The following is a 12314-nucleotide window of genomic DNA, read 5'->3' as shown; positions in this document are numbered from 1 at the left end:
AGACAAGCACAATCGGGATTCCTGACTTTACAAACTTCTCGATTCAAAATGTAATTGATCTCGTTGAGTATGAATGTTATATAAAATATATATGTAATTCAATAATTAATTTCTTATGGCTTGATAAGTGAATAAAATCGATTATACCTCAAACCGTACGAACTTGAGTTCGTACGGTTAATCGTATATAATGCTGATAATAAATAATATAAAGGGAGTATACTTTTTGTCTAAATTATTGATTACAGAAGAGGAAGCTAATATTTTACTTGTTAGTAAATTTATTAGTGAATCTGAGGAACTAAACTATGTTTATAATCTTCTTAATAAGTACAATCGTTTAGAAGATGGGATAATAAAGGATAATACAAAATCACTAGAAATAAAACGTAGAGTCAATGACTGGGTACGAGTATCTCTTGGTGAATGGCATGTTGACAATACAAGGTCTCCACATGAAATAACGAATGACGAAAAAAATAGTCACAAGTTTAAATGTGCTTTCTGCAAAAGAAACTTAAAATCGGAAGTTTATTTTGCATCAAATAGATTAGGAAACACCATTACTTTGGGTTCAAGTTGTGTACGTAAGTTAGGTGATAACGAGTTTATGGCTAGTGCACATATTGCGAATGGTGATAAAGAGCAATTAAGATATGAGCATCTTATAAAAAGATATCCACATATTGAAGATGTTATGAATGATGGTCGCAATAAAGCATTGTCTGGGGAATATATAGCATCTCAAAAGTTAGTAGATATGTTTAGAGCAAAGTATGATTCGTTAAAAAAATACACTAGATCGTATTTAAGAAGTGGAAAATTTGATAGAAAGTCAAGAAATATTCAAAATGATTTAAATGACTATTATAAAGTATGTAGTATGATTAAAGATTATCAAAAAGAGTGTACTGTCAATCCGAATTTTCATTTGGATAAAGAAACTATATCTAATGAACAGAGAATAGATAAAGAAAAAACCGACAGAATTATAAAAAAAGTAAGAGAAAATAATGGCATAATTACAAATAATCTAGCATCTAATATAATAAATGTTCCTTATTTAGAAAAAGTTTCAGAAGTATATAGTCATGTTGATGTTATTTCAAATCTAAAAATTACTGTTGTGAATAATGGCCTATTTAGTATCATTTTTATAATAGATTCCACTCCATATAAATTTAGAGTGAGTTCCCTAAAAATTGTTAATTTGTTTGGATTTCCATATCTTAATACTGAAATTCCATCAGGATTGAATGTAGCAAAATCAATTGGAGATTCGTTTGAACCTGATGACAGTACTAAGTTGAAATTATTTGAGGATTCAATCCAAATTTTAAGTGACAATTTAGATTTGTCAAAGTTGTCATTTGACACTAATGAGGTTTGGAATAATGTTAGTAGTCGACAAGGTAATTGGTTTGATAAGAAATATGGAGAGAATACAATTTTTAAAAATAAATCCGGAAATGTCCTTTTGATAAGTCAAAAGGATATGATTAATTTAGCCATGTGGACTAAATTAGAGTTGAAAAGTATTAAAGAAGTAGCGGAGTTTGTAAGTAGCAAGTCTGCTCAATTTAATTCTAAAGATGAGTTATTTAATGACATTAGAAACTCGTATGATATTTTTCAATCCTTTAATTAGGTAATATATCAAATAACTTAAAATGTATTTCATAATATCTATGTAGTTTTTTGGATACAAATTTATTTCAATAGTATATTTAGTTATAGATAACTCTTGAATTGGAGAAATCCAACTTAAACGGTTTAATTCAAAAAGTTATGAGTCCTTTCCACAAAAAAGAGCTAATGGATTTTTCCATCAGCTCTTTTTTTAATTATTTAAAATACCATCAGATACGGTCCAAGTTAATGTACCGGTATATGTTCCGACGGGACTTATTCCTGATTGTTTCAAAAGCAATCCTGTATCGGCGGTCCAATTACCTGAAATATTATTGGTTGTTGATGTGTCATACGAATTACTATTTGATTCGACGACGACTGGGGTAGTACCAAGCGTCTTGTAATCTGATGATGTGTCTTTTTTATAGACCAAATTCATATTGTTATTGAGACTGTTACTACTGCTATACAGTCCTTTAGTTGTGACTGATAGTTCCCATGGTTCACGCAGACTAGTAACACTCAGATCAAAGGTAGATTTTCGTTTAAGATAATCTGATCTATTACCAAAGTGGATATCCTGGAAGGCTAAACTATCGGAAACGTTCAGCGATAGGGATTTATTTGGTTTAACGGTAACGTTGTAAGTAAGTGTATTAGATACCATTCCGTTCGTTCGATCAATGGCGGTGACTTTTACAGGTTGGGTAGAATTCAGTGGGAAGATATTCCAGAAATCATCGCCCATACCTTCGATGACTTGTTTAATATCCATGTTTGTCGACGCTGTTGAACCACTTTCAATATCTATATCTTGAGCAGCTGTATAAGTGTGACCGCCGACTTCCACTTTAAAGACAATATCAGAGCCCTCAACGCCACTGGGAGCACTGCTACTGTAACCTAAGTTAAGGTCAGGATTGAAAGTAGAATCATCATTCTTGTAAAGCAGATCGTAGTTGGTGCTTGAATTAGTACCAAGGACTAAGCTGTAATCTTTTTTTCCTGCAATGATAAAAGCTGGCGAACTAGTCATAGCAATGCTATTGGTACCTGTAAATGAAGCAGCAGCTTGTTTTACATTGATATCACTGGTTGTATCGTTATTAGCCACTCCATGAATGGAAACCGTAGCCGAACTATCTGTAGCATACAAGTTATGGTCTAGGGTAGCTTGAAGATTACCGTCGGCATCTAGATCAGTTTGTTTAATATGTTGTACCTTACCATCGGCATATGTGATAGTGGCAATATCTCCATTTGCGTCAGGTTTCAAAGTTACGTTGCTAGGGATCTTGATTTTAGCGGCAATAGACTTCCAATCTTCATCACCTCGAATATAACTAAGGTTGTAATCGAGTGAAAGGTCATCACCACTAGAAACCGTTTTGTCTGTAGCAGAATCGGTTATTTTTTTATTTAAAGTTGTATCGGTTATTGAAGCACTAGCGTCTGTCGTAGGTGATTCTGGTGTTGAATCTAAAGCCACCAATTTAGTAGCAACATTTTTGTTAGTACCATTGGCGCCAGTGAATCCCCAACGAACTTTGCCTGATGTTGTGTTCAACTTAGTAATATCAACAGGAATATCAGCTGTCTTTTGATACTTACTACTATTTTCTAGTCCATCTTTACTAATATCGTTGTAAATGTAGGAAAGAGTTCCGTTATTGGATCCACTAGGAGCAGGAGTCCAATTAATAGTTACGTGATGCCAGAAAACTGATTTTTTATCTGCGTCAATATCATCTACTAAACCGGCTGACTGAGAGTTTACCTGAACCATGACAGTTCCCTTATCAAATCCAGGGTAGTTGTTTGCGGAAGCTGTATCTGCCAAATCAATTTGATTGTATGTATCTTTGTATGCAGGATATGTCACACCAATACTACCAAAATTTCCGATGCTACCATATATTATGTTTCCAGGTATATCCACAGAAGATGGAGGTTTAGTACCCAATTGAGTATCAAAACCATTTTGTGAGAAATTTGTGGTAAGTGGTAGAAATGTAGTATTTGTTTTAATTGGAGCATTTGAAGCTTTAAAGAAATTATTTTTTTCGGCATCAAATCCGAGTGCAACACTGTTTTGGATGGCCGTTTTTTGAAGATAAGACGTGTTTTCAGCTATACTGTTAAATGTATTCATGGCGGATCTGTCGTAGCCGTAAACACCCATACCATCGTAGCCAGCGCCAAGAGCGGCAACACCCCTATTGTCATTTTGAAGGACAAAGGCAATACCTTCACTATTAATAGAAGCATCATCAGTCGCAGCTCCAAAATATAACCAAGCAGATACAGTTTGCGGCTTGCTTATATCAAAAGTTTGATTTGTAGACCAAATAGAGCCATAGGTATCCGCACCATTGGCCAAAGAAACGATATTACCATTTGCTGAATTAGCACCAGTTTTATCAACTATCTGTGCTGAATTAGTGGTGTAAGGAAATCCAGATGTTGGAGATACTGGTTTGGAGTTAGACATATAAGAACTAACAGGAATACCATTTGGAGCGTCTTTTAAAACAGCTAGATCTGTGCTGCTCGTTAATGAAGCTGAAACATTATTTGTGCTCGTTATAAGAATAGCAAAAATACTCATGAGAAAGAGCAATTCCCATAAGCCTAATTTGTATTTAGTTTTCATTAAATTGCCCCCGTCAAGAACAATTAATATAAATTATTTTACATTAATTTAACTATTTCATTATATCATCATAAATGAAAGTTTGCTAAGGATGAATCCTACTGCAAGTAGGGAAACTGGCACTTCTGTTTAAACAATTATCTAGAGCTTAAAAGATATTAATAATTTTTGAGTATATTAGTGTTGAATATAGTTCTATACCATTTTTCACTGTAGATTTATTGTTTTCATTTGTCAGATTTGAAGAGGATAGATCAATTTAATGGTTGCAAAGTATCAGGATCACATTAGAGAAGCTGACACGTTTCTACCTATTATGGTTATTCATTTAACGAGTTTAAACTTTCTAGTAATGGAACCAATTGTACAAGTGGGGTTTTACTTCATCGACGATTGTTCAACAGGAGGAATTACTAGATATTTTGGACGGTAAGATTAAACATCTTCAAAAAATAAACCACAATATTTCAACATTATCGTATTACTTTCTATATCTCGTTGAATATTTTAAGCCTCTGGACTATATTATAACTGTCATAAATATTTTTATGAAAAGGTAAAAAGCCTTGATTTACAACCGATTAGATAATGTAAAAAGTACAATTGCTTTTCCATCATCCGAAAAGTTGGTTATTTGAATTGCAGGAAAAATGTGCATTAGAAATTATCAAAATATCAAAGTTAATTTAAGGGAAAATAGATATTGTGTCAGCAACTTTAGCTGAACTAAAAGGGGATTTAAACTTTGGGACAAAAAGTAACCAATGGTGATGTTAAGAAGAGATTCATACTATATAAGGGACATACTGGGTGGAAAATCAAAACAAGAATATTCGGCAGCTTATTGATCAGTTTTTCTGCATTTGCAATTGCCGAAAGTATTGGTACTGTTGATGTTCATGCCGCGGTGGCTAATACACAAACAGCTATGTCGAGCAGTGCGTCCGAATCACCAACGCCGACTGAAAGTAACTCAACAACTCAATCGACTCCACAGAGAGTAGCTTTAAGTCAAGCAACCGTGCAACAGCCGACTACACAACAAACGAGCACACAACAAAATAACGTGACACAAGATACTACGAATAATACTCAGTATCCAGTGTTATCACAAAATCAAAATGTGAATGTCGGAGTAGATACGTCACAAGTAGAATTGACATCTGATCAGGTCGCGGGCCACTTTACTGCTACCGTTGAAAATAGAGACAGCGGTGATAAAGATTACAATACAAGCAAGAATATTTCTACTCAGCCAATTGGATCGGATGGTTCAATTTCATTAACTACCAATGATTATCATAATAATTATTCATCGTCAGGCACTGCAACTAGTATGCAGGGCCACCAAGCTTCTCATGTATCCTTTGAACATGAAATTGATTTTGGTCACAATTTCTATATGTCAGGTGCTTTAGGAATTGGTAGTAAATCTTATAATGGTGCAGATAGTGTCGGCTTCATTTTTGCTCCTGGAGATCCTTCTGAAGCTACCAAAGGTGGTTCAGGGGGACAATTAGGACTAGGTGGTTTGAGTAATGCCTTTGGGTTTATTTTTGATGAATACCATAATGGCAATTTTAATGATCCATCTACTTCACCCTATGTTGGCTGGAGAACTACTGATTCTAATGGTAATTTGCAGAGTCCAATTTCTAGCGATTATAAATCAACTACTTATATCGGATTGCAACGCAGTTCTAGTCCAGTAAATGATTTTACAATGAACTATGATGCATCTACACAGATGTTAACTGTTGTTTTAAAAGGACAAAGCTTCAGTCGTAAAATTGAAGATGTTACTACAGGTTATTCACTTTCAATTTCTGCTTCAACAGGTGGTAGTTGGAATGATTATTCTGCGAAAATTGATAACTTCACCTATACACCTAAAACAATTCCATTAACTGTAAATTTGGTTGATTCCGCTGATACGGGTGCTTTATTGGATAAAACAAATGTAAAGGCTATTGCCAATATTGGTGATACGATTTCGATTTTTTCAACTCAAGCAGCAGCAGCTCGTGCTGTAGCAGTCGATTATATTGATCCTTCACTAGTAGCTGTTATTCCAGCTGATTCAGCAGGTAATATTTATCTGATAGATAGTGACCAAGTAGTTACTAACAACAACGGGACTGTACATTATATCGGTGGAGATAAGTCTATAGGGGATAGCACGTATTATAGTTATACCGTTACTGATGCAAATAGTCAGAATATGACAGTTCCAGTTAGATTAGCTTTTAAAGCTAAAGTAACACCAGTCGATTCTAAAACTAATCAACCGATCACTGGTTTACAACCTGTAACAGTTGTCGCAGTGGCAGGTAAATCGGTTTTGGTTCAAATCCCTGGTTATACAGCAACAACGGTTAAATTAGCTGCTCCAACTGATGGTAGTGCAATTGCACAAGATAATTTGCCGATCGATCAAGGTAATACTTCTACAGATTCAAATACTACAGCTAATACATCTCAACCAATTGGACATTACTATACAGGAACAGGTACAACGGTTGATGGTCAGACAGTTGTAGATAACGTCACAGTCGGAACTGGACAATCAATTTCTGATGATTTAGGCAATCAGACTTATAAAGATGCTGAAGGTAATCCAATTACTAGCGGTGGTAAAACGGGCATTAATGGTGCTGATTATCGTTGGTCAGATGTTGGTAATGCTAAAGCAACTGACTCATTGGATAGCGCTAAACCTCAAGCTAGTGGCAGTATTCTTTTGCCAACTACGGCAACGTTAGATTATTGGGAACAACAGGCTACAGCTAACCAAACTAAAGCTGATGATTATAAACAACAGGCACAGACTATGTATGATTCATTTGTAGGCCTATCTGGTTTAACTGCTGACCAAAAATCTGCAGCGGATCAACTTTTACAATCTGTTGTTAATATTTATGCAGAAGTTTCTGATACCAATGGTAAAGCTAAAGTTGCCTTTGAAAGTGCCAAAACTGCAACGGTTGCGAATGATATTTTTGACGACGGTCAAACAGGTTATGCGGATTTGGAAGCAGTTAAAAATCTACTGGTCAACTTCCAGGATGATTTAGGTGCTTTAAAGACCACTAATCAAGATGCACAGAATAGCTTGGCAACCTTTAGTTCATGGCAAGTTCCATATAAAACTGCTGATATAGGACACCCTACAATCAGTTTTGGTAAAGATTTTGGTACGGTTACTGATACGCAGATGAATGGTTTCTTTGATGATCCTACTAACTATCAATACTTTACCTTTGGTGCTTCAGGTTCCGGTACCACACCAGTCACGCCTAAAGATGCTGGTCAATATATCTTTAAGTTGACTGATTCTGGACGTGCTAATTTGAAGAGTTGGAGTAAAAATTCTAATGCCGGACTTTATGTCTCTGGTGTTTTGACTATTACACCCTTGAATGTTGCAGCCACTACTAATGACGCAACAGTAGTTTATGGTGATGATACACCAGCATTTGGCGGCGACCTGGATGGGATACCTAATGGTACTGATGATTTTGAAATATTTGATAATACAGCAAACAAAGTAGTTACAGCTTCACAATTACAAGTTGATGGAGACTATTCAATACGCTATACAAATAAAGCACAAGCTGATTTAAAGAAAAATAGTAATTATAATATTACCACCTTTAATACAGGCAAATTGACGGTCACTCCTAGACCACTAACCGTCAAGGCTCCTCAAAATATTGGTAAAACTTATGGTGATACTAGTGAACCAGCCATAAATGGATCAACAACTGGGTCGATAAAAGGCTTAGTCAATGGTGATACATTAGCCAGCATAGGCGTTAAATTAGTTCGTGTAGCTGGTGAAAATGCTGGTAAATATATTATTGATCAAGATACATCTTCGAAATTTAGCGATAACTATACTGTTACGGTAGAACCCGGAGTTTTCATGATTGCTAAGAAACCAGTTGAAGTTAAGGCTTCGGACAGCGGGAAAGTTTATGGAACAGATGATCCAACTGAATTTTCATTAGATCCTGTTCCTGCGGGTGTACTAATGAATGGCGATTCAATTGATAAATTAGGTGTCACTTTGACACGTGTTGCCGGTGAGAATGTTGGTGATTATGCAATTAACGGTGTTTCTACTGACAGTCAAAATTATGAAGTGACAGTTGTTCCTGGTACATTTACTATCACTAAAGCACCAGTAACTATAACAATTTATCCAACTTCGATGATCTATGGCGATACGCCAAAATTTAGCGATACGATTGATACTAGTGACGCTACTCTAGAGCAGAGTGACTTTGAAATTGTCGATAAAGATGGCAAGGTTGTAACTTCACCATTACAAGTTGGTGGAGATTACACTGTTAAATTAAAATCGGGTGTTATTGATAACTTAAACAAAACAAATACCAACTATAGTTTCACAGAACCAGAAGGTGCCAAACTCACTGTAAATCCACGAGCAATAACGGTTGTAGCAGCTAATGCTGATAAAACATACGGTGACAGTGATCCTGATAGTTTCACATTAACAAGTGATTCAGCTAGAGAATTAGTCAATGGTGATACATTAGATCAATTAGGTGTCGTTTTGAAACGGGCTGTCGGGAAAGATGTTGGCACGTATCCTATTGAAATTGATAACGATAAATCAAATCTGAACAAAAACTACACGATCACAGTTACAAGCGGAAACTTTACGATCAATAAGAAACCTGTAACTGTCACCGCAGCAAACAGCAGTAAAATTTATGGTGCTGAGGATCCAACGTTAGCTTTAGCTGATGACTCAAAGAGTGTACTTGTTACCGGAGATGATATTTCTGCTTTAGGCGTAACTTTAAAGAGATCAGCTGGAGAAGATGCCGGAAGTTACGTAATTGACGCTGATAAAATTGATAGCAAAAATTATGATGTAAAAGTCACAGATGGTAGCTTTACTATTACTAAGGCTAAAGCTGACGTAACAATTAACCCTGCAACTGTGACATATGGTGATAATCCAGAATTTACCAGCGATACTAAAATTACTGGCACTACAAATCCACTTTTAGACAGTGACTATAAGATCGTTGATTCAGACGGTAATACAGTAACTGCCAAGGAATTACAAGTTGGCGGAGATTATACTATCAAACTAAATGATGATGCTTTGGCTCATTTAAATGCTGCCAATACCAATTATGATTTCAAGACATATAACGATAATAAATTAACTGTAATTCCACGCTCTATCGTAGTTACAGCTGACAATGCCGATAAGAAATATGGTGAACCTGATCCGAAATTTACTTTAACAAGTGATTCAGCAAAGGTTTTAGTCAATGATGATACTTTGGCTCAATTAGGCATTGTTCTAAAACGAGAGACTGGCGAAAACGTTGGAACTTATTCAATTACTTTGAATTCAGAAGCATCAACATTGAATAAGAATTATAAGGTTTCTGTCAATCCTGGAATATTCACTATTAATGTTTTGCCAATTACTGTTAAAGCCGCTGATAGCGAAAAGACATATGGACACACTGATCCTGAATTCAAGTTAACAAATGACTCAGCTGCTGGCTTGAAGAATAATGATCAGCTCACAGATCTGGGTGTTAAATTGATTCGTGAGGATGGTGAAGAAGCTAAGACCTATAAGATCAAGCTAGATCCATCTTCCACGTTGAATAAGAATTATCAAATTACAGTTACTGACGGTATATTTACGATCAATCCAGCAGGAGCAGAAGTCACAATCGCGCCTACTGAGGTTTCTTATGGTGATGATCCGAAGTTTGATAGTTTCATAAATATTAACGGCACTACAAATCCACTTGCACAAAGTGATTATGAAGTTGTTGATACATCTGGTAATGTAGTTGATTCTGATTTACAAGTTGGCACAGATTATAGTGTTAAATTAAAACCAGGTTCTGTAGATAAATTACATACAGCCAATCCTAACTATACTTTTGCAGACCCTAAGCCGGCTAAACTCACGGTAGTTGCACGTCCAATTACAGTGACGGCTGATAATGCAAGTAAACAATATGGATCAGATGATCCTACAAGTTTTGCATTAACGAGTGATTCTGCCACAGGTTTGGTAAATGGCGATACATTAGATCAATTAGGCGTTGTCTTGAAACGTGATACTGGTGAAAATGTCGGCACATATAGCATTGGTATTGATTCAGATAAATCAAAATTGAATCAAAATTATGCTGTTAAGGTTGATACAGGAAAATTATCTATTACTAAGAAACCTGTAACTGTCACAGCCGCAAATAATAGCAAAGTTTATGGTTCTGAAGATCCAGCGTTAGCTTTAACAGATGATTCAAAGAATGTGCTTGTTACCGGAGATGATATTTCTGCTTTAGGTGTAACCTTAACGAGAACAGCTGGTGAAAATGCTGGAGGTTACACAATCAGTAGTAGTAATATCGATAGTGAAAATTATACTGTCGCAGTTATTAACGGTACATTTACGATCAAAAAAGCCGGTGCAAAGTCGACAATTCAGCCTGCTAGTGTAGTTTATGGAGACACTCCTAACTTTACCGATACAGTTAGTGTTGGTTCAACAACATTTAAGCAGAGTGATTTTGAAGTTACTGATCCTAGCGGAAATGAAGTGAATACTCCTTTGCAAGCTGGTGGAGATTACAGAATTAAATTAACCGATGCCGCAATTGCCAGATTAAAGTCTGAGAATCCTAATTATGATTTTGGTACGGTAACTCCAGCTATATTAACCGTGACAAAGCGTCCGATTACTATTCTGGTCGATGACCAGACTGTTTATACCGGCGCAGACGATCCAAAGAATGAATCGACAGTTAAGAATTCTAGAATAGGCGACAAGGACGTAATTTCAGACCTAAACTTAAAGTATAATGAACCAGATTCTTCAACAGTTGGGACCTATAATATCACCGCAACAAGTGCTGACTCGAATTATAATGTCACAGTTGTTCCAGGTAAGTTAACGGTTTTGGGTAAAGATGTTGATGCTGACGGAAACGTCACAATAACTGAAAAGGATGCTGATGGTAATATTGTTAAAGTTACTAAACAATGGACTGATGGCACTGGCACAGTTTATACATATGACCCAATTACTGGTACGAGAACGGCGGTCGAATCAAAAGATGACAATACCGTCAGTCAACAAACCATTGAACCACAGACCGATAAAACAATTTTGCCAGATGGTGACGGAGCCGCAACAGTTGTTACCCTAGATGATTCTGGAAATCCTGATATCGTTCATTATCAAGTTGATCCTGATGATGATGGATTGAATAGTGAAGATGAGTTGAACGATGGCACTGATCCATTGAATCCTGATACCGATGGCGATGGAATGAGTGATGGTGATGAGGTCAAAAACCACACTGATCCGCTAGTTCCTAACTATCCTGATAATGACACTGCAAAGGTAGTAATGAAGAATCAAACCGTTGGTACCACCACACAAATGGTTAAACTTTATGATAAAGACGGTAAACTGATCACCAATAGACAACTAGGAATCAATACTGATTGGCGTAGTGATGAGGAATACACCTTAAATGATATTTTATATTATCGTGTTTCAACCAATGAATTTGTTAAAGCCAGCGATGTCTATGTTTATTTCTATCAAGGACCAACCTTGATCAGAGTTTATAATAATGAAACTGGTACGCTCATTAATTATGAAGGTACAACGGTCAGTCGTAGTTTGGCTCCAAGTACAGAGTGGAGAACTGATCGTATCGCAGTTATTAACGGTAAAAACTATTATCGTGTCTCAACTAATGAATTTGTTCCAGTTGAAAAAGTTTATGAATATTTAGATGCTAAAAATACGGTAACAACTGATTCACCAACACCAGTTTATGATGAACGCGGTGTCCAACAATCTGTAACACTTCCTGCTGATGCATCATATAAAGTAGATAAAGTTGTAGTTATTGATGGAGTTGTTTATTATCGTGTTTCAACTAATGAGTTCATTAAAACTGATAATTTAATAGGTAAGTTTTAGTTTTGAGATCCCACATATTGT

The 12314-nt window shown here is 35.9% G+C and carries 4 protein-coding genes; 3 read left to right on the top strand and 1 reads right to left on the bottom strand.

The window, feature by feature from the left end; genetic code table 11:
- Positions 1-226: 226 nt before the first annotated feature.
- Positions 227-1648: a hypothetical protein gene (locus tag EKM60_RS06355; protein WP_125713610.1), complete on the top strand. Its 1422-nt coding sequence runs from the start codon at positions 227-229 to the stop codon at positions 1646-1648.
- A 192-nt stretch (positions 1649-1840) separates the two neighbouring features.
- On the opposite strand, the gene EKM60_RS06350 is transcribed toward EKM60_RS06355, so the two are convergent.
- The gene (locus tag EKM60_RS06350; RefSeq protein ID WP_125713608.1) at positions 1841-4285 is read right to left on the bottom strand and encodes a hypothetical protein; all 2445 of its coding nucleotides are present in this window, start codon (positions 4283-4285) and stop codon (positions 1841-1843) included.
- Positions 4286-4547: 262 nt separating this feature from the next.
- Here EKM60_RS06350 and EKM60_RS11115 point away from each other — a divergent pair, with 262 nt between their 5' ends.
- The gene (locus EKM60_RS11115) at positions 4548-4718 is read left to right on the top strand and encodes a hypothetical protein (protein WP_164508343.1); all 171 of its coding nucleotides are present in this window, start codon (positions 4548-4550) and stop codon (positions 4716-4718) included.
- Between the two features lie 312 nt (positions 4719-5030).
- The gene (locus EKM60_RS06345; protein ID WP_125713606.1) at positions 5031-12293 is read left to right on the top strand and encodes an MBG domain-containing protein; all 7263 of its coding nucleotides are present in this window, start codon (positions 5031-5033) and stop codon (positions 12291-12293) included.
- The last annotated feature ends 21 nt before the right edge of the window (positions 12294-12314 follow it).

Source organism: Companilactobacillus kedongensis (assembly GCF_003946625.1).
In the GTDB taxonomy this organism is placed as follows: Bacteria; Bacillota; Bacilli; order Lactobacillales; family Lactobacillaceae; genus Companilactobacillus; species Companilactobacillus kedongensis.
This window is presented reverse-complemented; position numbering and strand designations above follow the sequence as displayed.

Coding starts and splice junctions, on each gene's coding strand:
- EKM60_RS06350 (WP_125713608.1), bottom strand. CDS start 4,285: ATGAAAACTAAATACAAATTAGGCTTATGGGAATTGCTCTTTCTCATG.
- EKM60_RS11115 (WP_164508343.1), top strand. CDS start 4,548: ATGGTTGCAAAGTATCAGGATCACATTAGAGAAGCTGACACGTTTCTA.